The sequence below is a fragment of the Aureibaculum marinum genome (assembly GCF_003813905.1).
GTDB lineage: Bacteria > Bacteroidota > Bacteroidia > Flavobacteriales > Flavobacteriaceae > Aureibaculum > Aureibaculum marinum.
The window spans coordinates 37,963-62,411 of record NZ_RPFJ01000003.1; the positions used below are offsets into that span (position 1 = coordinate 37,963).

22 protein-coding genes are annotated in these 24,449 nt (G+C 29.4%); 3 read left to right on the top strand and 19 right to left on the bottom strand.

Annotated features, from left to right (window positions below; genetic code table 11):
* Positions 1–181: 181 nt before the first annotated feature.
* Together EGM88_RS03155 and guaA are read right to left on the bottom strand one after the other, a co-directional pair.
* The gene (locus EGM88_RS03155; RefSeq protein ID WP_123896524.1) at positions 182–2,101 is read right to left on the bottom strand and encodes a LysM peptidoglycan-binding domain-containing protein; all 1,920 of its coding nucleotides are present in this window, start codon (positions 2,099–2,101) and stop codon (positions 182–184) included.
* An 88-nt stretch (positions 2,102–2,189) separates the two neighbouring features.
* Positions 2,190–3,722 (bottom strand): glutamine-hydrolyzing GMP synthase, encoded by a 1,533-nt coding sequence (guaA, locus tag EGM88_RS03160; protein ID WP_123896525.1) that lies wholly within the window; start codon positions 3,720–3,722, stop codon positions 2,190–2,192.
* Between the two features lie 282 nt (positions 3,723–4,004).
* On the opposite strand from guaA, the gene EGM88_RS03165 reads away from it, so the two are divergent.
* Complete coding sequence (locus EGM88_RS03165; protein ID WP_123896526.1) at positions 4,005–4,436, top strand: NUDIX domain-containing protein; 432 nt, start codon at positions 4,005–4,007, stop codon at positions 4,434–4,436.
* An 11-nt stretch (positions 4,437–4,447) separates the two neighbouring features.
* Here EGM88_RS03165 and bshC read toward each other — a convergent pair whose 3' ends face one another.
* The 11 genes from bshC to EGM88_RS03215 form a co-directional block, all read right to left on the bottom strand.
* The gene (bshC, locus tag EGM88_RS03170) at positions 4,448–6,058 is read right to left on the bottom strand and encodes a bacillithiol biosynthesis cysteine-adding enzyme BshC (protein ID WP_123896527.1); all 1,611 of its coding nucleotides are present in this window, start codon (positions 6,056–6,058) and stop codon (positions 4,448–4,450) included.
* A gap of 173 nt (positions 6,059–6,231) precedes the next feature.
* A complete protein-coding gene (gene rimO / locus EGM88_RS03175) occupies positions 6,232–7,551 on the bottom strand; it encodes a 30S ribosomal protein S12 methylthiotransferase RimO (protein WP_123896528.1) in 1,320 nt (439 codons plus the stop codon).
* A gap of 118 nt (positions 7,552–7,669) precedes the next feature.
* Positions 7,670–8,347: a helix-turn-helix domain-containing protein gene (locus EGM88_RS03180; protein ID WP_123896529.1), complete on the bottom strand. Its 678-nt coding sequence runs from the start codon at positions 8,345–8,347 to the stop codon at positions 7,670–7,672.
* Between the two features lie 48 nt (positions 8,348–8,395).
* Entirely contained in the window at positions 8,396–10,414 is a 2,019-nt protein-coding gene (locus EGM88_RS03185) for a tetratricopeptide repeat-containing sensor histidine kinase (protein ID WP_123896530.1), read from the bottom strand.
* A 100-nt stretch (positions 10,415–10,514) separates the two neighbouring features.
* Positions 10,515–10,691 carry a hypothetical protein gene (locus EGM88_RS15725; RefSeq protein ID WP_162497536.1) on the bottom strand — a complete coding sequence of 59 codons (177 nt, stop codon included), beginning with the start codon at positions 10,689–10,691 and terminating at the stop codon, positions 10,515–10,517.
* 236 nt (positions 10,692–10,927) lie between these two features.
* The gene (locus tag EGM88_RS03190; RefSeq protein ID WP_123896531.1) at positions 10,928–11,662 is read right to left on the bottom strand and encodes a LytR/AlgR family response regulator transcription factor; all 735 of its coding nucleotides are present in this window, start codon (positions 11,660–11,662) and stop codon (positions 10,928–10,930) included.
* A gap of 638 nt (positions 11,663–12,300) precedes the next feature.
* Positions 12,301–13,254: a signal recognition particle-docking protein FtsY gene (gene ftsY / locus EGM88_RS03195; protein ID WP_123896532.1), complete on the bottom strand. Its 954-nt coding sequence runs from the start codon at positions 13,252–13,254 to the stop codon at positions 12,301–12,303.
* A gap of 159 nt (positions 13,255–13,413) precedes the next feature.
* Positions 13,414–13,566 carry a DUF4295 domain-containing protein gene (locus EGM88_RS03200; protein WP_123896533.1) on the bottom strand — a complete coding sequence of 51 codons (153 nt, stop codon included), beginning with the start codon at positions 13,564–13,566 and terminating at the stop codon, positions 13,414–13,416.
* A 75-nt stretch (positions 13,567–13,641) separates the two neighbouring features.
* Positions 13,642–13,827, bottom strand: a complete 186-nt coding sequence (rpmG, locus tag EGM88_RS03205; RefSeq protein ID WP_123896534.1) for a 50S ribosomal protein L33 — start codon at positions 13,825–13,827, stop codon at positions 13,642–13,644.
* Positions 13,828–13,833: 6 nt separating this feature from the next.
* Positions 13,834–14,073 carry a 50S ribosomal protein L28 gene (gene rpmB, locus EGM88_RS03210; protein WP_123896535.1) on the bottom strand — a complete coding sequence of 80 codons (240 nt, stop codon included), beginning with the start codon at positions 14,071–14,073 and terminating at the stop codon, positions 13,834–13,836.
* Positions 14,074–14,147: 74 nt separating this feature from the next.
* Positions 14,148–15,398 (bottom strand): competence/damage-inducible protein A, encoded by a 1,251-nt coding sequence (locus EGM88_RS03215; RefSeq protein WP_123896536.1) that lies wholly within the window; start codon positions 15,396–15,398, stop codon positions 14,148–14,150.
* A gap of 106 nt (positions 15,399–15,504) precedes the next feature.
* On the opposite strand from EGM88_RS03215, the gene EGM88_RS03220 reads away from it, so the two are divergent.
* A complete protein-coding gene (locus EGM88_RS03220; protein WP_123896537.1) occupies positions 15,505–16,971 on the top strand; it encodes a M28 family peptidase in 1,467 nt (488 codons plus the stop codon).
* 15 nt (positions 16,972–16,986) lie between these two features.
* On the opposite strand, the gene EGM88_RS03225 is transcribed toward EGM88_RS03220, so the two are convergent.
* The 4 genes from EGM88_RS03225 to EGM88_RS03240 form a co-directional block, all read right to left on the bottom strand.
* The gene (locus tag EGM88_RS03225) at positions 16,987–17,457 is read right to left on the bottom strand and encodes a CYTH domain-containing protein (protein WP_123896538.1); all 471 of its coding nucleotides are present in this window, start codon (positions 17,455–17,457) and stop codon (positions 16,987–16,989) included.
* Between the two features lie 66 nt (positions 17,458–17,523).
* Positions 17,524–18,132: a fumarylacetoacetate hydrolase family protein gene (locus tag EGM88_RS03230; protein WP_123896539.1), complete on the bottom strand. Its 609-nt coding sequence runs from the start codon at positions 18,130–18,132 to the stop codon at positions 17,524–17,526.
* A gap of 35 nt (positions 18,133–18,167) precedes the next feature.
* The gene (gene purU, locus EGM88_RS03235) at positions 18,168–19,037 is read right to left on the bottom strand and encodes a formyltetrahydrofolate deformylase (RefSeq protein WP_123896540.1); all 870 of its coding nucleotides are present in this window, start codon (positions 19,035–19,037) and stop codon (positions 18,168–18,170) included.
* Positions 19,038–19,076: 39 nt separating this feature from the next.
* Positions 19,077–19,916 (bottom strand): 1,4-dihydroxy-2-naphthoyl-CoA synthase, encoded by an 840-nt coding sequence (locus EGM88_RS03240; protein ID WP_123896541.1) that lies wholly within the window; start codon positions 19,914–19,916, stop codon positions 19,077–19,079.
* A gap of 98 nt (positions 19,917–20,014) precedes the next feature.
* On the opposite strand from EGM88_RS03240, the gene EGM88_RS03245 reads away from it, so the two are divergent.
* Entirely contained in the window at positions 20,015–21,256 is a 1,242-nt protein-coding gene (locus tag EGM88_RS03245) for an alpha/beta hydrolase (RefSeq protein ID WP_123896542.1), read from the top strand.
* Positions 21,257–21,304: 48 nt separating this feature from the next.
* Here the strand turns inward: EGM88_RS03245 and menD are convergent, their stop codons facing one another.
* Positions 21,305–22,966: a 2-succinyl-5-enolpyruvyl-6-hydroxy-3-cyclohexene-1-carboxylic-acid synthase gene (gene menD / locus EGM88_RS03250; protein WP_203229420.1), complete on the bottom strand. Its 1,662-nt coding sequence runs from the start codon at positions 22,964–22,966 to the stop codon at positions 21,305–21,307.
* Between the two features lie 73 nt (positions 22,967–23,039).
* A complete protein-coding gene (locus EGM88_RS03255; RefSeq protein ID WP_123896543.1) occupies positions 23,040–24,428 on the bottom strand; it encodes a M20/M25/M40 family metallo-hydrolase in 1,389 nt (462 codons plus the stop codon).
* Between the last annotated feature and the right edge of the window lie 21 nt (positions 24,429–24,449).

The window sequence follows — 24,449 nt, forward strand, 5'->3', positions numbered from 1 at the left end:
AATTCTAATTTTAAAATAATTTTACTAATTATAAGCGACTTACAAGGTAATAAAATTACTACGTCGTTAATAGGGGGTTTTTCCCCTTTTTTAATCTTTAAGTTTATAGGTATTATGTTCATAAAAAAAGCTTGAAATATTAATTTCAAGCTTTTTTAAATTATATTATCAAAGTAATAAGTTATTCTTCTAACAGGACACTAGTACTGGATTTTTCGACATCTACTAAATTAAGACCGTCATACTTTACCAAATAAATGCCTTCATTCTTAAATCCTTTATTTCCCCTTTTGTTGTAAATAAATCGACTAGAGATTCTTTCAGAAATACCCCCTGAAAAGGCACGGTTAACTATTGGATATGTAATTATACGAGCCAGAGCATCATACGTAATATCAAAACCTTTAAAAGAATATTCGGTAGGATCTAGATAATTTATTGCTTTATACTTTTTAATAAATTGCTGAACTTTTGTGTCATTTTCATTTACAAAATTAGAGGTTGCATAATGCAAATTAACTCTAGCCAAATGATGATTTGTAGATTTTTGAAAATTTCCATTATGATATAATGCAAACATTGTAATATTAACTTTTTCTGGAAATACACCTAAATTTTGAACCACGTCATTTGTTACGGACGGATTATCGGTCAGTAATATTACCCAATTTTCTTTATTATCTTGTATGTTTTTCTTAAAAAAATTTGGTCTAATATATCCCTTTTCAGGACTTAAAACACTTAGGTTGCCTAAAGAATCAATGTTTTTTAAATCATTAATGACTTTATTGTATTTCCATTGAATTTCAGGAACATCGTCTTTTATTACAATCAAATTTTGTCCTTTATAATTATCTTTTACATAGTCTAATACTTTTTTAGCCAATAGATCTTCTGAAGGAGCGTCTTGTATAGTACTTTTAGAAGCAAAACCATCATGATTTTTTGAAGAAACTGGAGAAATAATAGCTGTATTTTGATTACCCAAACTTTGTGCTACAAATTTTACATTATTTAAAAACATTGGACCAATAATAACATCAACATCATTAAACTCATTTGTTTTTAAAATAGTAGAAACCTCAGTTAGTTTATTTTTTGTATCAAACACTTTTACTGAAATATCTGCCCCTTGTTTTTTTAAAGAATCTAAAGCCATTTCAGCTCCTAGATAAAAATCTGTTGTTATATTTAATAATTTATCTGTGTCAAAATCTAACTTACTTTTATTAGTAGTAAAAGGCAACATAATTGCTACCTTTACTACTTTATTAGAAGTAATATTTTCAATAAAAATTTTACTATTGTCAAATGCTATCTTTTTCGGAATTTTTATAACCATTCCTGCTTTAACACCATCCTTTAATTCGGGGTTATGTTCCAATAACTGATTTTGAGGAACGTTAAACTTTTGACTTAATCTAAAAAGGTTTTCTCCTTTTTCAATTTGATACATTATACTGTCTTCATTTACAGCATCGGAAATTTCTTTCCTATTTGGTACTTGTATTATAGTTTCAGCTTTTAATCCTTCTTTTATTTGTGGATTCATACTTTCCAAATCTTCTACTTCAATACCATATCTTCTTGCAATCATATATTTGGTTTCTTTAGCTTTAACCAAATAAGGTTTTATTGAAGTATCTTCTTTTTTTACCTCAACGGCATCAATTTCATATCCTTCTTTTAAAGGTATTTTTATTACCTGTCCTACTTTTAAATCATCAATTTTAAGAACGTCATTATGTTTTCTTAATGTACGTTTACTAACCCCATATTCTTTTCTTAAACTATAAAATCCTTCCTTTGGCAACACTTTATGATATAAATATCCATCCAAAACATAGTCTCCATCATCTATGTTAGGTACAATATTATATGCTTTATTAGGTACAATTACAATTTGATCTATACTAACTTCATCATTTTTAATATCAGGATTCAACTTAAGAAAATCTGCCTTTGAAATTGCATATTGTTGTGTAATACTAAATACTGTTTCCCCTTTTTTAACTTGATGGGTTACATATTTTTTCTCTTGAGAAAATGCATTAAACACAACCAAAAGAAATAATATTACCGTTAAAATTAATTTATTCATTTTTTTTATTTTATTCAATTAAATTAGGTAAAACTGATAGAATTTTAAATTCCGTAACAATCCATCGTAAAATTCTAAACTAATTATTCTATTCCCATTCTATAGTTGCTGGTGGTTTAGAACTAATATCATAAACTACTCTATTAACGCCTTTAACACCATTAATAATTTTATTTGACGTTTCTTGTAAAAATTCATAAGGCAAATTTACCCAATCTGCTGTCATACCATCTGTTGAAGATACAGCTCGCAAAGCTACAACTTTTTCGTAGGTTCGCTCATCTCCCATTACACCAACAGAATTTACTGGAAGTAACATTGCTCCTGCTTGCCATACATCATTATATAAATTCCATTTTTTTAAACCATTAATAAAAATGGCATCAACTTCTTGTAGAATTCTTACTTTTTCTGCTGTAATATCACCCAAGATACGAATACCTAGTCCTGGCCCAGGAAAAGGATGTCTACCTAATAGTTCATCATCAATTTTCATAGACTTCCCTACTCTTCTTACCTCATCTTTAAAAATCATCCTTAAAGGTTCTACTATTTTCAATTTCATAAAATCTGGTAAACCTCCAACATTATGATGACTTTTTATAGTTGCAGAAGGGCCTCCTGATACAGATACCGATTCAATTACATCTGGATAAATAGTTCCTTGAGCTAACCATTTTACATCTTTAATAGCATGAGCTTCATCATCAAAAACCTCAATAAAAGTGCCTCCTATGGCTTTTCGTTTTTTTTCAGGTTCTGTTATTCCTTCCAAGGCTTTCAAAAAACGTGCCGAAGCATCTACTCCTTTAACATTAAGCCCCATGTGTTTGTATTGATTTAAAACACTTTCGAACTCATTTTTACGTAATAAACCATTATTTACAAAAATACAATATAGATTTTTACCAATTGCCTTATCTAGTAATACTGCAGCTACAGTTGAATCAACACCACCAGACAATCCTAGAACCACCTTATCATTACCCAATTGTTTTTTTAATTTTTCTACCGTAGAATCTACAAAAGAATCTGGTGTCCAAGTTTGAGCTACATTAGCTATATTTACTAAAAAGTTTTCTAGCAATTGCTTACCATCAGTAGTGTGATACACTTCTGGATGAAATTGAATAGCGTACGTATCTTCTCCTAAAATTTTGAAAGCTGCATGTTTAACATCTTCAGTACTTGCTATACTTTTATAACCATCAGGTAACTCTAATATAGTATCTGAATGACTCATCCAAACTTGACTGCCCTCATTAATTTTATTAAAAAACGGAATTTCATGATCTATATAAGAAAGTTTAGCTCTACCAAATTCTCTGGTATTCGATGCTCCTACTTTACCTCCATAAAACTTGACCAAATATTGGGCTCCATAACAAATACCTAATAATGGTTTTTTACCTTTTATTTTTGATAAATCCGTATGTGGGGCATCTGGTGAGTTTACAGAACAGGGACTACCTGATAAAATTACTGCTTTGTAATCTTCAACATTGAATTTATCGCTGTTAAACGGAAAAATTTCACAGAATATATTTAGCTCTCTAATGCGTCTAGCAATAAGCTGGGTTACTTGTGAACCGAAATCTAAAATGAGTACTTTTTCTTGCATCCGCAAAAATAAAATTTAATTCTTAAATTCTAAGTTGGTTTTATTAATTGTTTATAAATTGTTTAAAACATCTTATAAGAATTTTACAAATTGAGTTTAATAAATTTAATTTACATTAATTCTTTATGTTTTATTAAAATATATTTTTACGCCCATTATTATCTTTGTAATGGATAATACTATTTCTTAATTTAAAGAAATAAGTTAATTTAATAAAAATTACAAAAAAAATGAAAGATATATTTTATAAATAACTTTGAATTTTATTATTAAAATACAAAAATGAAACAAGAACTAAGAAAAGCCGTAATGGCCGTTATTGTAAATGAAGAGGGTAAAGTATTAATAGGTTCGTCTCCTAGGGATGGTGGATATAAATTCCCACAAGGTGGACTTGAACAAGGAGAACATTTTTTAGACGGTATTATAAGAGAACTCAAAGAAGAATTGGGTGTTACTATTACCACAAGAGATATAGACCAAAGTTACAACGAAACTGTTGGATATGTATATCCAGATGAGGAAAAGTACATTTTTAAAAGACAAGAATTAAATATTGTTAAAATTATTTACAATCCATCTATTAAACTTATCCCTCAAGATGATGAATTTGATGAGTTAATATGGATTTTTCCTTCTGAGTTGCCTAAATACAATACAGATTTTAGAGCAAAAGCATATGAAAAGGCCTTAAAAATTTGTGGTCTGTTATAATAAAGATACAATTACAACTTTATAACAGAAAATTTTCCTTCCAAAGGTTGCAATTTAGCTTTTAAAGTTGGAATCAATTTTTCTCCATGGGCCAAATACATTTCTGAAAAATTTCGTTGACGTTCTTCTAAACTTTGGTTCGGAAACAATTGATTCTGTAGTTCTTTAATACGATTAACATGATCGTTTAATTTTCTTTTTTGTGCTTTAAGCAATCTTTTTTCTAAATTATCTAAGCCTTTTAATTGTTTAACTTTTTGAGCTTTTACTGCTCCAATAAAAGACTTATCCGTTTTTTTTGCTAATTCTTCTAAATCTTTAAATTGAGTTTCTAAATAGTTTCGTTGTTTTGAAAAATCAATTTCTATTTCGGATATTTCCTTTACTTTTTGGCTAACTAGTTCATGTTGATTGAGAAATAATTCTTCCATAGAAATGTTCAATTTTTCAGCCTTTTCTAGTTGCTTTTTAGAAATAATCAAAGCCGAATTACGTAATAGTAAAATAGGAAACGGCACTTCTACAGCTTGAAAGTAATCTTTAAGCTCTAACCAATACGCCAATTCACCACCACCACCGATATAACACAAATTAGGCAAAATAACTTCTTGATATAATGGTCGTAAAATTACATTAGGACTAAACCTTTCAGGGTAGTCTATAACTTCTTTCAATATTTCTTCTTTACTCCAAGTAATATCATTATCCAAAACACTATATATTCCATTATTAAGTACGATCCGTTCTCTAATATTATCTGTCAAATAAAACAAGTTAATTTCTCTGGGATTAACTTGAATATTATAATTTTTACTTAACCTTTCAATTGTTTTAGAAACCTTATTAAAACTAGTTTGATTTAACAATTCTTCTTTTACAAAAGGAACAAATTGACTTTTCAATTCTCTGTCGTCACCATCAACAATAACTAAGCCATAGTTTTTAAATAATTCATTTGTTAAATATCTAGTAGCTTCTGTAAGGGAATTGTGTTTTAAATATGATTCTATAAATAACTCTGTTAAAAATTCAGCATTTTTAGAACCATCAAGAGCTTTGGAAAATACCTTAGCCACTTCACTTAACCCTTCTGTAGATAACCTACCTACACCACCTTTACTTTCAGTATTCCAAGTTATTTTTTGCCCCTTAAAATTAAAGTAATTTATTTCTTCAAAATCATGATCTTCTGTTGCCATCCAATAGATAGGAACAAAATTCTGCTTTGGAAATTCAGTCTTTAATTGTTCACATAAATTTATAGTAGAAACAATTTTATACAAAAAATATAATGGTCCTGTAAATAAATTTAATTGATGTCCTGTAGTTACAGTAAAAGTATTTTCTTCTTTAAGAAGTTGAATGTTTTTTTGAGTTAACTCAGATGAATTTGTATTCTGATATTGATTTGTAAGAACTTTAACTAGCCTATTACGTGATCCTTGTGAAACTAACCTCGAATTACGCTTAATTTCAATTTGTTTGTTAAACCCTTCTACATTTGCAAAGTTTGAATAAAAAGGTTTTATCTTCTCATCTTGATTAAGAAAATCACAAATAATATCAGAAAAATAGCCTGTTTTGGCAAAAGGAATTTGTGTAGTACAATCGTCTTCTATCATAAGATAAAATTAAGTAAAAAAAATGAGTCATCAACCTACAATTAACACTTCATACTAAAAAATATTAATGAAATTTTTCATTTCAAATAAGGTATAAATTTTGAAAAATTTAGAATAAAATTCTTAGGGTTTTAAACCTATAAACTAAAAAAAAGTTGTCATAATACAATTTATTACAAGACAGCTACAGGCTCTCCTTGCAAATCAAAATCACCCGCTTCGGTAATTTTCACATCTACAAATTGCCCCAATTGGACATAATGCTCTCTTGCATCAACTATTACATCATTATCAACATCAGGAGAATCAAATTCTGTTCTTCCAAAAAAGTAATTCCCTTCTTTTCTATCAAAAATACATTTAAAAGTTTTACCAACCTTTTCTTGATTAAGCTCAAAAGAAATTTGACTTTGAATTTCCATTATTTCTGAAACGCGTTTTTCTTTAACCTCTTCAGGTACATCATCTATTAAAGAAGCTGCATGGGTATTCTCTTCATGTGAGTAAGCAAAAGCTCCTAATCTATCAAAACGAGTTGCTTTTACCCAATCTTTTAATTCTTCAAAAATTTCATCAGTTTCTCCAGGGTATCCAACAATTAAAGTAGTTCTAATAGCCATCTCAGGCACTGCCTCTCTAAATTTTTCAATTAAACCTACCGTTTTCTCATGGGTAGTACCACGTCTCATAGACTTTAATATTTCAGTATTTATGTGTTGCAACGGGATATCTAAATAATTACATATTTTGGGTTCGTTTTTCATAACCTCAAGCACATCTAATGGAAATCCCGTAGGAAAAGCGTAATGTAAACGAATCCATTCTATTCCTTCAACTTTTACCAAAGCCAATAATAAATCTGCTAAAGCTCTTTTCTTATATATATCTAACCCATAGTAGGTTAAATCTTGAGCGATTAAAATTAATTCTTTAATTCCTTTTTTAGCCAATATATCAGCCTCTTCAACTAATTTCTCAATTGGTGTAGAAACATGTTTACCTCGCATTAATGGGATAGCACAAAAAGAGCAAGGTCTATCACAACCTTCTGCAATTTTTAAATATGCGTAATGTTTTGGTGTAGTGGTTAAGCGTTCACCTAACAGTTCGTGTTTGTAATCTGCTTCTAAAACTTTTAATAAATTTGGTAAATCATGTGTCCCAAAATAAGCATCAACATCAGGAATTTCTTTTTCTAAATCTGGCTTATATCGCTCACTTAAACAACCTGTTACAAAAACTTTATCTACTTCTCCATTCTCTTTTTTATGAGCATAATGCAAAATTGTGTTTATAGATTCTTCTTTGGCTTTACCAATAAACCCACAAGTATTAATAACTACAATATTTCCATCATCATTTTCATCTTCATGCACAACATTTTTATTGTTGGCTTTCAATTGCCCCATTAACACTTCAGAATCATAGACATTTTTTGAGCAACCTAAAGTAACTACATTTATTTTATTTTGCTTTGTTGATTTTGTTCGCATTTTTTAGGAAAAGTAAAGGTTAAAAGAAGATATTAAATTTTAAAACTAATTTTGATGCAAAAATAGCTTTTTGAAGTTTAAAATAAAGATTTTGATTATTATTCTTTTAAAAACCAGTTTAAATAAGGCCCTTTTCTTTAGCCGCTTTTATAAGTTCTTGATCATTTCCTCTTTTTACTCCAAGTAATTTTCTCATATTACTTTTCCTTTTTTCAATAGCACTCAAAGATAGATTAATATACTTAGTTAAATTTTTGGTCATTACACCATTTTCTAAATGCATTAATATTTTAATATCATTGCCATCAAACTGTTGTTTATCTTTAAGGATATTAATAGTATTTAAGTACTTTAGAACTGTACTACTATAAAAAGGCGGATTTCTTAAAATGGTTTTAAATCCAGCAATAAAATCAGCAGGGTTACTGTCATTTTTAATTAGTAAACCATCCGGATTTATTTTGGTTAAAATATTATGAAGACTTAAATTGTCATTATTTAAAGTTAAAATAACCACTTTGGCTTTAGGAAAATTCTGTTTGGCATATAAAGCTAAATCTTCCCCTGATTTGAATTTTCCATCTGAAGATGGCGGTAAATTCATGTCAAAGTAAAAAAGCTGATAAGGTTGTTTTTTAAGAGCTTGTTTCATTTTTGCAATTGCAGAATCACAATCTGAAGCAATATCAATATTAATCTCATACTCTTCCAAATCACCATAACTGAACATACTCTTATAAGCCTCAATAATCATAGGATTATCGTCAACTATCAAGGTATTTATCAACTTTTTCATATGCTAAGATATAACAATAAAAGGTTAAGTAACAAATTTAATCAATTATTAGATGCGTTGGTAGGGAATTTTTATAATAATGGAAGTTCCTTTTTTTAACTCAGAAATAAACTCTACTGTACCTCTAAGTCTTTCGGTTCTAGATTTTATGTTTTTTATACCAATTCCTTCTTTTTGTGTATTTGTGTTAAATCCAACACCATCATCAATAATAGTTAAATGAATAAAGTCTGTATCACTAGCCAATGATACACGTATATTTTTGGCTTTTGCATATTTGTTTATATTTTGAACTGCTTCTTGTAATATGCGATAGATATTCATTTTTATATCACCTCGAATTTCAGACCAATTTGTGTCTGTATTGGCAAATAATTCATAGTCATAACCATGTATTTCACTTTTCTCTAGCAAAAGATTTTCGACCAATTGAATATAACCAACGTCCGCATCAATTGCGTTTGCGTGTAGTTCATGTGAAACATTTCTAATCTCATCAATTACTTCAGACAGATTTTCAATAAACTGTTCTCTTTTACTAATAGCTTCAGTACTATTTTGTTGATTTAAAACAGCTAAATTCATTTTAATGCCATAGAGGTTTCCTAAAACCCCATCATGCAATTCTTCAGAAATTCTTTTTTTCTCCTTTCTTTTTCCTTCATTTAACTTATTTTGCTGTACTAGCATTAAATTATAAATTTCTTCATTTGCTTTCTGTTGTTCTTTTTCTAATCTTAAACGTACATTTTTTACACGTTGATCTCTAATAATGTAAAGTAATATACTTAATAGTAAAAGTGTTGAACCTATTATTAAAATACGTTTTTTTTGTACTGTTAACAATTCATTCTCTTCAATAAACTCATCTGTTTCAAATCGAATACGTGTAAATTTATTTCTTATAGCTCTTTCTTCTTTTAATAATTCTTCACTTAAATAAATATATTGTTTTAAATATAAATTACTTTTGTCTTTATCCAATTTAGATAGTAACAATAGTGATGCCAATAAGTCTCTATGGTTTTTTGACTTTCCAGCAATTCTTTTTCCTTCTTCTGCAAACTGAAGTGCTGTTACTGTATCTTTATAAACGGCATGAAATTCTGCTAAATGCAAGTTACTTACAGCTTGTCCCGATATAAAGCCTATACTATCCCTAAGTTCTAAAGACTCATAAAGCAACTCTTTAACGCCTACCGAATCATTAATTTTCAACTTGCTATACGCCAAATTATCTAATAACATAGAATAAAGTTCCGCATCATAACTTCTTAAGTCTTTATTTTTTAGACCCTTTTGGTAATATTCAATTGCTTTTTTATGCTCATTATTATTCTTGTAAACAACACCTATGTTATTTAATGAATTCTCCCTTAAAACATGATCTCCTTTTACTTCCTTTTGATATTCTAACGCTTTCCCATGATAAAATAAAGCTTTATCATACTCTTGCAATTCATTATAAATAATCCCTAAATTATTGTAACATTTATACAACTGCCTATCTTTCTCTAAAGGTTTAAGCAATTCAATGGCTTTTATTGTAGTTACTTCACTACCTGTATAGTCTCTTAAATCTGATTGAATAATTGCCATATTCAAAAACATAAGCCCTTGATAATATGATTTTTTTAAAGAACTATACAATTTCTCTGCCTTGGAATAACTATAATAGGCACTATCTTTTACCCCTTTTAAATCATAAAAATTTCCTAAATCCCAATAATTGGCAGCTAACTTTACTGAATCTCGCAATTTTATGGATAAATTAATCGATTTTGCATTCGATTTTCTAAAGCCAATTGAATCTTTTAGCCAATAGTAGGTATATGCAATTTTTAAAAAATAGTTGTTTTTTAAAGAATCGTTTTTTTCTTTCAATGCAGTACTATATGCCTTATCAATAAAATAGGTTCGCTTTTGCACCTCTAAATCATTGTTTCTAGCATACTCTATCCACTTCAAAATACTATCATTCTTTATTTCATCATCACTTACCTGTGCGAAAGAAATAAACGAGCTGATTATTAACAAACAAACAATACCTAGTTTTAAATTGCTCAAAAGAATATTTTATATTAATTAGACAAATCTACCTAATATAAAACAAAAAACCTTAAACATATTGTTTAAGGTTTTTTTTATTATTTAAATATTTTTTAGTCTAGTCGTCTTCCTCTTCTGTTCTTTGCTCTACTTTATTTCCTTGATCTCCTGTATCCATAGAAATGTTTGAATCGAACTCGGCTTGGTTAGCTTCATCTAGTGTAGCATCTGCATCACAAGAGTAAAAAGCAACTGATAATATTAATAAAGCAAAAATAGTTTTAAAATGTTTCATGGTTGAATGTTTATTTATTAGTTAATTATTTAATTACAAGTTCAACACTTAAAAGGTTTACAAAGCCTTTATGTATAAGGTTGATTAATTTTATAATTTGATTTTGAAGCTTCAAATTCTGTTACAAACCTATCACGAAACGAAAATTTAACCAAGAATTTTAAAGTACTTATAGTAACTGACCTATAAAGAGAAGTAAATGTACCTTTTATAAGAGTACATGAAAAAATGGTATACTAGTTTAATGTTAATAAAGCATTCTTAGAAATTGATTTTTCTAAAATAATCACATTTTCTTTGTAAGTTTTTGAAAATGGAATGGCAAAACTATTCTGTTTAATGGTACATTTAGATTTACCAAAGTGAATTCTGGACACATAATTTTGATTAACAATATAACTATTATGTATACGGGTAAAATTTTCAGGTAAAATGCCTTCGAAGAATTTTAGTGTTTTATATGCACTAATTGTATTGCCATCACTCATAAAAAAATCAGTGGATGTATTGTCTGCTTTTAAAAATAATATTTCATCCATTTCAATAAAACGATAGTCTTTATATGATTTTAAACACAATTTATTAGACGCTTGTTTGGGTTTTAACTTTAATCTAGCAATAGATTTACGCAGTTCAAAATCGTCAACGGGTTTTAATATATAATCAAAAAAATTATTTTTCATACAATCATACGCTTTGTCTTTTGAAGTTGACAATGCAACAATATTTGGCAATTCACTAACATATTTATAAAGTTCATTTACAAAACTAAATGCATTACTACTACATCCTTCACTATAATCTACATCAATAAAAACAATATCTGGTGTAAACTCTAAAATAGTATCTAAAGATTTATTGTAACAATCTGAGCTACCTACACATACAAAGTTAACTGTGTTTTCAAAAAACTTATGAATTTTATTTATTGTTGATTTACTTCCGTCAATTATAGAATATCTGTTTTGCATAGACCCTTAATTTAGTTTCACTAAATTACACAGTTAATTTATTTTATACCCGTCATTTAACCGCAAAATATCCTTTAAAAAACCGCAAAATTTTACGGTTTAAACCGTAAAATTTTGCGGTTTTTTTTATAAAATTATGCGGATATTTTTTAAATAATATCAACAAGATGTCGTTATATTTGTAACAAATTAAAACAATACATACACAGCTAAACACATTATGTATAATATAGTCCATACCCAATTGATTTACTTACCTAAATTTCCACTTATTACAAAGGAGGTAAAGTTTATTCATAGCAAATCTTTACTCTAAGTCATTGGGATGGACTTTTTTTACATCAAAGTAAAAAGGGGAATTGTGATTTTTGCGAAAACAATTGCTTTTTAATCAATTTGTTTTAATAAGGGAGTTAGTGTAATAGAGATTCGAAAGAATCTCTATTACTTTTTTAGAGAGATTTTTTTAAACTTACTTAATTTATGAAAAATAAATCAACCCTATTTCTTGTATGAGGAGTAATTATTAAAATTTCTAAAATAGAAACATACTCCAATATCTTTTTGACAATAGGTTTAGTTTTAGAAATTACGGCTGGTATTTTACCACACACTAAAAAATAAAACCTATTTACTAATTACTTGAAAAAACTATCCACAAACTCAAATTTATTAAAAACTTGAAGATCTTCTATCTTTTCACCAACACCAATATATTTAACTGGTATTTTAAATTGATCAGAAATACCAATAACAACTCCTCCTTTAGCCGTTCCGTCCAATTTAGTAACTGCTAGAGAGGTAACTTCGGTAGCTTTAGTAAATTGTTTTGCCTGTTCAAATGCATTTTGACCTGTAGAGCCGTCTAAAACTAACAAAACATCATGTGGGGCATTATCAACAACTTTTTGCATAACGCGTTTAATTTTAGAAAGCTCATTCATTAAATTTACTTTGTTATGTAAACGTCCTGCTGTATCAATAATAACCACATCAGCATTTTGATTAACTGCAGATTTTACTGTATCGAAAGCGACAGATGCTGGATCACTACCCATTTTTTGTTTTACTATAGGCACATCAACTCTGTCAGCCCAAACCTGTAGCTGATCTATGGCAGCAGCTCTAAAAGTATCTGCAGCACCTAATACTACCTTTAATCCTTGTTTTTTAAATTGAGAAGCTAATTTTCCTATTGTTGTTGTTTTTCCCACTCCATTTACTCCAACTACCATTAAAACGTAAGGTTTTTTGTCTTTAGGTATTGTAAATTCAGTTTCATTACCAACATTTGTTTCTGCTAGCAAACCAGCTATTTCTTCTCTTAGAATCTTATTGAGTTCGTCAGTTCCTAAATATTTGTCTTTTGCAACTCTAGCCTCAATTCTTTCAATAATTTTTAACGTTGTAGCAACACCAACATCAGAAGAAACCAATACTTCTTCTAAGTTATCCAAAACATCATCATCAACTTTAGATTTACCCGCTACAGCTTTAGATAATTTAGAAAAAAAAGTAGTTTTACTTTTTTCTAACCCTTTATCTAAGGTTTCCTTCTTTTCTTTCGAAAATATTTTTTTAAATAAGCTCATTGTTTAATGCTATTGGTTATTTTTATTTAATTTATTAACCACACCTATTGGCACAGCAGGTTGAAAGAATTCTGATATTAAACTTTCCATACAAATATAAAAAACAAAAGCTACTTTCAAATAAATGAAAGTAGCTTCGTAATAATTTATAGTAAAAGATTATTTTTTATTAAAAAAATCGTTTACTTGAGTTGGATCTATAATTGTTTCAACAAAACTGTAAGCCCCTGTTTTAGGAGATTTTACCATTTTTACTGCTTTTGTCAATCTTTTTGAGCCTGTTTGTAACGATGCTACTGATTTCTTTGCCATAATTTAAATATTATTTGAAATTTTATTCTAAAAATTTCTAAATGATTAATTGAAATTTTATTCTAAAATTCCGAATTATTTAATCTCTTTATGAATAGTCATTTTCTTCAAGATTGGATTGTATTTTTTCAATTCCATTCTATCAGGAGTATTCTTCTTATTTTTTGTGGTAATATACCTAGAAGTACCTGGTTTACCACTTTCTTTATGTTCAGTACATTCTAAAATAACCTGAATTCTATTACCTTTACCTTTTGCCATTGTATTCTATTTTTTCAAAAAGCCATTAGCTCTGGCTTCTTTAATTACAGCAGATATGCCTTTTTTATTAATATTTTTTAAAGCCGATGCAGACACTTTTAATGTAATCCACTTATCTTCTTCAGGAATATAAAAACGCTTCTTCATTAAATTAGCGTCAAATTTTCTCTTAGTTTTATTCATGGAGTGAGAAACATTGTTTCCTACCATGGCTTTTTTTCCTGTTAACTCACAAACTCTTGACATTTTCTAAACTTTAAATGTGTTAATTCTAAACGAGGTGCAAAAATAATAAATAAATTGAATTTACAAACAAAAATTTAAGTGTTTTTTAATAAGATATTTTTTAATATTTCTAATGCCTTCATTGTAGCTCCTTCAATTACCTTCTCTCGAGGTTGACCAAAATTAAATTCCTTCGTAATAATATTGTCTGTTGTAGCAATACTTATAAAAACAATTCCAATCGACTTGTCTGTATCATCTTTAGTGGGCCCTGCATTTCCTGTTACTGCAATTGCATAATCTGTTTTATATAATTGTTGAACTCCCCGTGCCATTTCTTCTGCCACAGCAGCACTAACAACAGAATATTTTTTAATAGTATTTTCAGAAACTCCTAAAAAATCGGTTTTTATACGTTTATTATAACAAACAACTGAACCAATAAAATATTTAGAAGCTCCTGCTACAGAAGTTATCTGTTTAGCAATACTTCCTCCAGTACAACTTTCAGCAGTTGCTACGGTTTTATTTTTTTCTACAAGTAATTTACCTATTAAAGTTTCTATAGAATCTTCTTCTTCAAACCCAACAAAAATATCGCTAACATAGCTGATCAATTCTTTTTCAAGCTTTAGCACTTCGGCTTTAAGCATTTTTTTATCAAATCCTTTGGCCGTCAATCGCAATCTCACATTACCTAGATTAGGCAAATAAGCTAATTTAACATTATTAGGTAGCGTATCTTCCCATTCGTCTAACCTATTTGCAATAGCACTTTCCCCCAATCCATAAGTTAGTAAGGTTCTATGTAATATATAAGGACGATTGTATTTTTTTTGAAGAAAAGGAAGAACTTCATTAGAAATTAACCCTTTCATTTCATAAGGTACACCTGGCAATGAAATAAACACTTTATTATTTTTAGTTAATAACATACCAGGAGCAGTACCAAAACTATTATGTAAAACCAACGCCTTTGAAGGAACTAATGCTTGTTGACGATTAATATTTGAAATTGGAGTGGTTATATACTTTTTAAATAAATTTTCAATGTGTTCTAAAACAGCATCATTCTGAACCAACTCATCTTTAAAATATTGACAAATTGTATACTTAGTAATATCATCTTTAGTGGGTCCTAAACCTCCAGTAATAATGATAATATCTGCATTTTCTTCTGCTTCTTTTAGTGATTTTAAAATGTGTTCTTTATCATCTTGTACTGATGTAATTTGATAAACAGAAACTCCTATTCTATTTAATTCTTTAGCTATAAATGCAGAGTTAGTATCTACAATCTGTCCGATAAGTATTTCATCTCCTATAGTAATTATTTCTGCATTCAAATTAATATTGTTTAAAAATGACTGACAAAGATAATCAAGTCTTTTTAATCTTAATCGTTATTACTTTAGAAGTATTTACATATATTTACCTCAAAATGTATCCTTTATGAAAAAAGTTATTCTTTTCCCCGCCTTTTTATTGGTCTTTTTGACATGCACTTCTCAAACCGATGTTGATAAAGTAAATGAAACCGTTTCTAAAAATGATATTGAGGGTCACATTTACTTCTTAGCTTCTGATGAATTAAAAGGTAGAGAAACTGGTACAACTGAAATTGATATTGCTGCTTCATACTTAGCTAATTCATTTCGAAGATATGGTGTTAAACCTGCTAATAATGGAAGTTATTATCAATCCGTTGAACTTGAAAAAACAAGTGCAGCAAATAATATTAAAGCAGAATTAAACACTTTAAAATCAAACCATTTACTTCCATTATCTGCAAGAAATTTTAATTTTACTGGTGATGCTATTTTCTTAAACTACGGCTTAAAAGACGACTATAAAAACAAAAATGTAAAAGGGAAATTAGTTGTAGTAAAAGCAGGAACAGCCGAAAAAAGTGATGCTAGATCATCATTTAGAGCGGCAGGAAACAAAAGAAAAATAGCTTCAGAACATGGAGCCGCAGGCCTTATAGAATTAAGTAATGCAGATGACACCACATGGAAACAATTATCAGGTTATTTTGGTAATGAAAAAATTGATCTAAAAAGTGATGACACAAAAAGTCTTGTACACGTTTGGCTTCAAGATGCGGAAAAACGCATTGAGAAAGAGCTAATTTCAAGCAAAAAAATATCTGGAAAATTAAGTGTATCCGGAATTGTAAAATCCGCTGTTCCATCCAGAAATGTAGTCGGAATTGTTGAAGGTACTGATCCAAAACTAAAAGATGAATATATTATTTATTCTGCACATTACGATCATATTGGTATTGGAGAACCTAATGCCGAAAATGATTCCATATACAATGGAGCTAGAGACAATGCCGTTGGCACAGTTACCGTGCTAAGTGCAGCGAAAAATATTGCTAAATACCCTACAAAAAGATCTGCTTTATTTATATTATTTACAGGTGAAGAAAAAGGCTTACTAGGAAGCAAATGGTATGTAGAACACCCTATTATACCACTAAAGCAGATGGTTTACTGCTTTAATAGCGATAATGGAGGGTATAATGATACATCTATAGCTACAATTGTAGGGTTAAATAGAACTACAGCCGGTAAACATATTAGTAATGCTGTTTCTGAATTTGGTTTAAAAGCCATTGACGATCCCGCTGGAGAACAAGGTCTTTTTGACCGATCTGATAATGTGAATTTTGCTGCAAAAGGTATTCCTGCTCCAACCTTTAGCCTTGGGTTTACAGCTTTTGATAAAGAAATTAATAAATATTATCATAAAACCTCTGACAATCCTGAGACTTTAGACTATGATTATTTAGAAAAATTCTTTAAATCTTATGTAATGGCTTGTAGACTTATTGCCAACGACCCTAAAACTCCTTTCTGGATTGAAGGTGATAAATATTATGAGATAGGTAAAAAGTTATATACCATGAAATAAAAACGTTTACAGTTTTCACCATAATTTATATGGATTTTTTACTAGAGACGAATTATAATATTTTGTAATTCCTGTAACTTCTTTGCCTAACCATTCAGGCTTTGTAAAAGTTTCATTTTCTGAAATCAGCTCTATTTCTGCTATAATCAAACCATTGTTTTCTCCATAAAACTCATCAACTTCAAAAGTATGGTTATCTGACTTTATATAGTATCTTGTTTTGTCTATAACACCTGGTTCACAAATTTTCAGCAAATTTAAAGCTTCTTCAACTTCAATCTCTTTTTCCCATTCAAACCGAGAGACTCCTGATGCATTACCTATTCCCTTAATAGTAATATATCCTAAATTTTCAATAACTCTAATCCGCACCGTACGTTCAGGAACAGAAGATAAAAACCCTTGAATAATTTTTTGCTTTTTTAATGCTTCATTTTTAAAAGCATCATTTTTTACTAAAAATTTACGTTCAATTTCTAAAGCCATTAAGTTTTATTAAACTGTTCTACCTAGTAGAAACTTATTAAACAATAGACTAATCTAAATTTTATACTACTTTATTTTTACATTAAAAGCTTCGTAATCTTTCAATTTACCAATTAAAATATCATTTTCACTTACCTTACCAACACCTGCAGGGGTTCCTGTAAAAATAATATCTCCTTTTTTTAAGGTAAAAAATTGTGAAACATAAGAAATCAACTCATCAATTTTCCACAACATAGCATTGGTATTACCATTTTGCACAACAATTTCATTTTTTATCAATTGAAAAGGCAAATTATCAAGATTAAAATCTCCTTTAGGATAAAACTCACCTACAACAGCACTTCCATCAAAAGCTTTAGCTTTTTCCCATGGCAATCCTTTTTCTTTACTTTGAGCTTGGATATCACGAGCAGTAAAATCTATTCCCAATCCGATTTCATCATAATACTTATGAGCAAACTTAGATTCTATATGTTTACCAACCTTATTTATTTTTACCAACACCTCAACTTCATAATGAATGTCATTAGAAAATGTAGGAATAAAAAATGGCATTTTTTTTGGTAATATAGCCGAATCTGGTTTCAAAAAAACCACAGGATTTTCTGGCTTTTCATTTTCTAATTCTGCAATATGTTTTGCATAATTTCTTCCAATACAAATAATTTTCATCTGTTTGTTGTTTTTTATTTAAACTAAAATCGTTTTCACTCTCCTGATTCTGGAAATACCACAGCCCTATTCTTTGATACGATTATTTGATTTTGAATATGACATTTTATGGCTTTAGCAAGCACCAAACGCTCAACATCTGCTCCAATACGCTTCAATGTTTGCGGAGTACAATCGTGTGTAACACGCTCTACTGCTTGCTCAATAATAGGACCTTCATCTAAATCTTCAGTAGCATAATGTGCTGTGGCACCAATTAACTTCACTCCTCTTTCATAAGCTCTCTTATAAGGGTTAGCTCCTTGAAATGCAGGCAAAAAGGAATGATGAATATTTATTATTTTTTCAGGAAATTTATTGATAAAACTAGAAGATAAAATTTGCATATATCTAGCCATTACTATTAAATCAACTTTATTATCGTTAAGTAAATTTATTATTTCCTCTTCTTGTTTTTCTTTAGTATCCTTGGTTACAGGTAAATAATAATACGGAACATTAAACATTTCTGCAATTGGCCGTAATTTTTCGTGATTACTTATAACCATTTTAACAGTACAATCTAAATCACCTTCTCTTTGCCTTTCCAAAATATCATATAAACAATGTGATGCATGTGAGACTAAAATGGCTACATTTAACTTTTTATCACCATAATTTACAGACCATTTAAACCCTAACGGTTTTGCCAGTTCCAAAAATTTGGTTTCCAAGTCGCTTTTACTGATTTTGGTACCTTCTGCATTTAATCTAATACGCATAAAATACATATTCTCAATAGCATTTACATATTGCTGACAACTGAGAATATTAAACCCTTTACTATAAAAAAAGTTAGTAATTTTTGCTACTAACCCTTTATTATCTGGGCAACTAATTAAAAATGTTACAACTTGCGAATCCATTTATTTTTAACATTAATTTATTAAAAACACCTATTTATTTTAAGGTATCCATTTTTTTTCAAAATTAGGCTTACGTTTTTCTAAAAAAGCATTTCTCCCTTCCTTAGCCTCATCAGTCATATATGCCAACCGTGTTGCTTCACCTGCAAAAACCTGTTGCCCTACCATACCGTCATCCGTTAAATTCATTGCAAATTTTAACATTTTTATAGATGTAGGCGATTTAGCTAAAATTTCTTGAGCCCATTCATATGCAGTATCCTCTAATTTATCATGAGGAATAACCGCATTAACCATACCCATTTCAAAGGCTTCTTGTGCTGAATAATTTCGTCCTAAAAAGAAAATTTCTCTAGCTTTTTTTTGCCCTACCATTTTGGCTAAATAAGCAGAACCATAACCTCCGTCAAAACTGGTAACATCTGCATCTGTTTGTTTAAAAATGGCATGTTCTTTACTGGCTAAAGTTAAATCACAGACTACATGTAAACTATGACCACCTCCAACTGCCCATCCTGGTACCACTGCAATAACAACCTTAGGCATAAAACGAATTAACCGTTGTACTTCTAGAATATTTAAACGATGCATGCCATCTTCACCAACATACCCTTGATGCCCTCTTGCTTTTTGATCTCCTCCACTACAGAAAGAATAAACTCCATCTTTTGGAGAAGGACCTTCTGCAGAAAGCAACACTACACCAATGCTAGTATCTTCTTGAGCATCATAAAACGCATCGTACAATTCACTAGTTGTTTTAGGACGAAAAGCATTTCTAACCTCCGGTCTATTAAATGCAATTCTTGCTACACCATTTGACTTTTTATAAGTAATATCTTCGTATTTTTTTACAATTTTCCAATCTGACTTTATCATTGATTACAATTTTATGCGATTCTTTTCGTTTGTAAAGATAGAATTTAGAAAAAGAGAAAAAAAATTAACCCAACTAAAAATCCAAAAATTGTGTAAGTATGAAGAGATTTTACTTTTTACTATTACTTCTAACTGCTAGTGTTGCCACCTTTGGTCAGAACATTTCATTAGAAGCTTTTAAGTCTGCCGAATTAAATGGTGAATTAAATGATACTAGAACCTTAAAAATATATGTACCAGATTCTTACCATCAAGATTCTACAAGAGTATATCCTCTAGCCATTATACTAGATGCAGAATACTTGTTCGATATTTATGTGGCTAACTCTAAACTTTTTGCTGCTAAAGATAAGGCTCCTGAACAAATTGTTGTAGGTATTTTTCAAAATCAAAAAAATGAAAGAAAAAAAGACTGTGAAGTTGATTTAAACAGTATGCTTACCGAAACAAGTTCAAAATTTTATAAATTTATTAAAAATGAATTGATTGGCTATATTGAAAATAATTATAGAATTTCTCCATTTAGAACTATTGTTGGTAACACAATAACAGCAAATTTTATAAATTACTTTATGGTAGAGCCTACTCCAATTTTTAATGCTTACGTAAATATTAATCCTAGTTATTCTCAAGATATTGCTGATTTATTTAGAGGAAAAGTACCAACCATTGATAGACACACCTATTATTATTTAAATAATGGTGACTTTTTAGGAGAAGCTAAGAGTAAAAATATTGAGAGTCTTTACTACGTTTTTAAAAATTTTGAAAATGACAACTTTAAATTTAAATATGATGAGTTTAACAACTCTACAAGTGTTTCTTCCATAGGTCAAGCAATACCAGGAGCTATGGCTCATATTTTTGATATGTATTCTTCAATTTCAAAAGAAGAATTTGACAACAATATTGCAGACCTATCTCCCGCTGAAGCGATTGAGTATGTTGAAAAAAAATATGTTGAAATTCAATTTCTTTTTGGAGCGAACTTAAAAATAAGACAACGTGATATTTTTGCTATAGAATCTATTGTATTAGATAAAGAAGATGGAGCTTATCTTGAAGAGTTTGGTAAAATGATTAATAGATTATATCCTGAATCTCCAATAGGTGATTATTATATAGGTCAATATTACGAAACTGGTAACGACCTTAAGAGAGCTTTAAAATATTACAAAAATGGCTTTGCTAAGATTTCAGCCGAAGACCCAAATGCAGATGGCTATTACCAAAACGTTGAACGTGTTTTAGCAAAACAAAAAAGTTTAAATAATGGTGAAATTCCTGACGATGAGTTTCAAGAAGAAATTATCGAAGAAGGAGAAGAAACCGGACGTTAGTTAAATATAAAATCACATAAAAAACCACTCAAATAGAGTGGTTTTTTTTTAGTTAACATTCTTAAAATATGATTTTAAAATTTTATCATTTAAATTACTAGGAGTTAATATTTCTAATAATTTTGGACGATTAGAATTATAAAAAAAGGTTTTGATTTGCGTGGATAATTCTATTAAATTTTCAGCTTTTACATAATCAAACTGATACATTTTACACAAATGCTCTGCACTAAGATTATGATGTGTTTCAAAATAATCTAATGCATTTGTTTGTGGAGGACCAGGTAAAATCTTAAATATTCCCCCTCCTCCATTGTTAAGTAAAATAATTCTAAAACTTGAAGGTATATATTTATTCCACAACCCATTACTATCATAAAAAAAACTAATATCTCCAGTAATTAAAACCGTTTGACCTTCAGAAACCGATGCAGCACCAACAGCTGTTGAAGTACTTCCATCAATTCCACTTGTACCTCTATTACAAAATATTTTAATTGTAGAATTGTTATCAAACAGTTGAGTATAACGTATTACAGAACTGTTAGAAAGCTGTAATTGAATATTATCAGGGAGATTATTTAATATTACATCAAAAGCTTTTAAATCAGAAAACTCTACTTCGGATAAAAATTGATTGTGTTTTAGAGTTCTACGCTCTTTTTCTAACAACCAAGTTTTTTGATAATCACTATTTTTACTTTCAACTATTGTTGTAAAATAACTTAAAAACAATGAAGCAGGCATTTTAAAATGGTGTGAAAGACAGTGAAAAGTATCTAACGATTTATCATTATGTACATGCCAATGGTGTTCTGGTTTAAATTTTCTTAAAAACTGTTTCACTTTTTTTGAAACTACCAATCCTCCCAAAGTAAGTAATACTTCAGGTTTTAAACGTTCAAAATCCTCATCTGTTAATGGAGAAATTAACTTATCTATACAATTAATAAACTTTGGATGATGCACATTAGAAGTAGTTTCTGTAAAAACCAATACAGACTCATCCATTACCAATTTAGATAATTGTTGTTGTACTATTTCATCAGGATAATGAGCTCCTATTAAAATTAATTTTTTGGAGGATTTATTCCATAGAGAAACAAAATTTTCAAAATCATAATCTACATCCGATTCAAGGGTTATCAATTCAGTATCTACGCTATTTATAACCAATTCAGTAGTTGTTTCATATAAAGGTTCATCAAACGGAACATTTATATGAGTTGGTCCACTTTTTAAAATTGCCAATTGAATAGCCTTAGAAATTAATTTCGAATTTTCTTTTTCAAAATCAATACCATCAATTAAATTGGCATTAAAAATAATATGATTTGAAAATACATTTTCTTGTCGTATGGTTTGACCATCACCAATATCAATTAAATGTTTAGGTCTATCTGCAGAAATAACAATAAGAGGAATATTACTATAATATGCTTCAGCAATAGCAGGATAATAATTCAACAAAGCTGAACCAGATGTACATATTAAAGCTACAGCCTTCTGTGTTTGTTGTGCTATTCCTAATCCAAAAAAGGCTGCAGATCTTTCATCAACAACACTATAAGATTTTATCCTAGAATGATTTGTAAAACCGATAGTTAATGGGGCATTACGTGAACCTGGAGAAATTACAACATGTTCTACATTATAGGCAACACAGCTTTCTACTATTAATTGAGAAAGTTCTTTTTTAGAATAAATCATTCTATATTAATGGGTTTAAGTAAAAAGAGTACATAAAAATGACGGTATCATAATTCAATAAAATCTCTTGCAACTATTTTATACCATATTGGTCAAACAAATATATGATTGAAGCCATAGATGCAGCTCCTAATTCCAACTCACGTTTATTAACAGCTTCAAAAACATCAACTTCCGTATGATGATAGTCAAAATATCTTTGCGAATCTGGTTTTAATCCTAATAGCACGTTATCTTGATTTTTTAATGGTCCAATATCTGCTCCTCCACCACCTCTAGCAAAAATATGAATGTTATAAGGTTCAAAAAGTGATTTCCACTCTAGTATTTGATTATAATTATTATCGTTACTGGTAATACCAAATCCTCGAGGTGTAAAACCGCCTGCGTCAGATTCTAAAGCTACTATATGCTTTTCTTTATTCTTTTTAGCTTCCGCAGCGTATGTAGTGCCTCCACTTAAACCAAATTCTTCATTGGCAAATAGAACCACTCGAATGGTTCTTTTAGGTTTAATTTTTAAGTCTTTAAATAGTCTTAAAACTTCCATAGATTGCACTACTCCTGCTCCATCATCATGAGCTCCTTCACCTAAATCCCAAGAATCTAAATGTCCACCAACCAAAATAATTTCATCAGGAAAATGCAAGCCTTTTAATTCACCTATTACATTAAAAGATTGAGTATCTGGCAGGTTTTCGCAATTTTGTTTAAAATAGAACTGAAGTTCCATTTCTCCCTTTTGCTTCAATAAATTACTCAACATTTCGGCACCATTTGTACTTATAGCTGCTGTAGGAATTTTTTGATTTTCATCGATATCTCCATAACGCATGGTACCTGTATGAGGTACATTGTCTATTTTTGTAGACATAGAACGAACTATAGCCCCCACTGCTCCGTATTTACCTGCTACCGCAGCTCCATACACACGCTGATCTACAGTAGCTCCATAAGCAGACATTGTCTCAATACGTTCTGCAGGCATTGCTCGGTTATAAAAAACAATTTTACCTTTTACTTTATCTCCTAATTTTTCAACCTCCTCCAAACTTTTAACTTCTATAACATCTGCTAACAATCCTTTTTTTGGAGTAGCAATTGAACCTCCCAACGCTCTAATATTTACATTAAACTTACCATATTTTGTTTTTATATAGGCCTCTTCTTTATCACCACGAATCCAATGAGGAACAGTAACCGGCTGTAACCAAACTTTGGTTAAACCTAACTTTTCTAATTCAGCCTTAGCCCAAGCTACTGCATTTTTATCGCCTTCAGAACCAGCTAAACGATGACCAACTTTTTTTGTTAATTGATTTAACCAATTATAACTTCTACCATTTTTTAAGGCTTCAGTATATATTTCTCTAATTTTAACTGAATCTGTATTAACATCTGACTGTGCATAAAGACTAATAGACAGTAAAACTGTGATTGTAATGATTGCTATTTTTTTCATATTTTTTATACTAAAACATTA

Coding starts and splice junctions, on each gene's coding strand:
- rimO (WP_123896528.1), bottom strand. CDS start 7,551: ATGCGAACAAAATCAACAAAGCAAAATAAAATAAATGTAGTTACTTTA.
- EGM88_RS03255 (WP_123896543.1), bottom strand. CDS start 24,428: ATGAAAAAAATAGCAATCATTACAATCACAGTTTTACTGTCTATTAGT.
- EGM88_RS03155 (WP_123896524.1), bottom strand. CDS start 2,101: ATGAATAAATTAATTTTAACGGTAATATTATTTCTTTTGGTTGTGTTT.
- bshC (WP_123896527.1), bottom strand. CDS start 6,058: ATGATAGAAGACGATTGTACTACACAAATTCCTTTTGCCAAAACAGGC.
- EGM88_RS03165 (WP_123896526.1), top strand. CDS start 4,005: ATGAAACAAGAACTAAGAAAAGCCGTAATGGCCGTTATTGTAAATGAA.
- EGM88_RS03180 (WP_123896529.1), bottom strand. CDS start 8,347: ATGAAAAAGTTGATAAATACCTTGATAGTTGACGATAATCCTATGATT.
- EGM88_RS03225 (WP_123896538.1), bottom strand. CDS start 17,457: ATGGCTTTAGAAATTGAACGTAAATTTTTAGTAAAAAATGATGCTTTT.
- ftsY (WP_123896532.1), bottom strand. CDS start 13,254: ATGAGCTTATTTAAAAAAATATTTTCGAAAGAAAAGAAGGAAACCTTA.
- EGM88_RS03200 (WP_123896533.1), bottom strand. CDS start 13,566: ATGGCAAAGAAATCAGTAGCATCGTTACAAACAGGCTCAAAAAGATTG.
- rpmB (WP_123896535.1), bottom strand. CDS start 14,073: ATGTCAAGAGTTTGTGAGTTAACAGGAAAAAAAGCCATGGTAGGAAAC.
- EGM88_RS03220 (WP_123896537.1), top strand. CDS start 15,505: ATGAAAAAAGTTATTCTTTTCCCCGCCTTTTTATTGGTCTTTTTGACA.
- guaA (WP_123896525.1), bottom strand. CDS start 3,722: ATGCAAGAAAAAGTACTCATTTTAGATTTCGGTTCACAAGTAACCCAG.
- EGM88_RS03190 (WP_123896531.1), bottom strand. CDS start 11,662: ATGCAAAACAGATATTCTATAATTGACGGAAGTAAATCAACAATAAAT.
- menD (WP_203229420.1), bottom strand. CDS start 22,966: ATGATTTATTCTAAAAAAGAACTTTCTCAATTAATAGTAGAAAGCTGT.
- EGM88_RS03245 (WP_123896542.1), top strand. CDS start 20,015: ATGAAGAGATTTTACTTTTTACTATTACTTCTAACTGCTAGTGTTGCC.
- EGM88_RS03230 (WP_123896539.1), bottom strand. CDS start 18,132: ATGAAAATTATTTGTATTGGAAGAAATTATGCAAAACATATTGCAGAA.
- EGM88_RS15725 (WP_162497536.1), bottom strand. CDS start 10,691: ATGAAACATTTTAAAACTATTTTTGCTTTATTAATATTATCAGTTGCT.
- rpmG (WP_123896534.1), bottom strand. CDS start 13,827: ATGGCAAAAGGTAAAGGTAATAGAATTCAGGTTATTTTAGAATGTACT.
- purU (WP_123896540.1), bottom strand. CDS start 19,037: ATGGATTCGCAAGTTGTAACATTTTTAATTAGTTGCCCAGATAATAAA.
- EGM88_RS03240 (WP_123896541.1), bottom strand. CDS start 19,916: ATGATAAAGTCAGATTGGAAAATTGTAAAAAAATACGAAGATATTACT.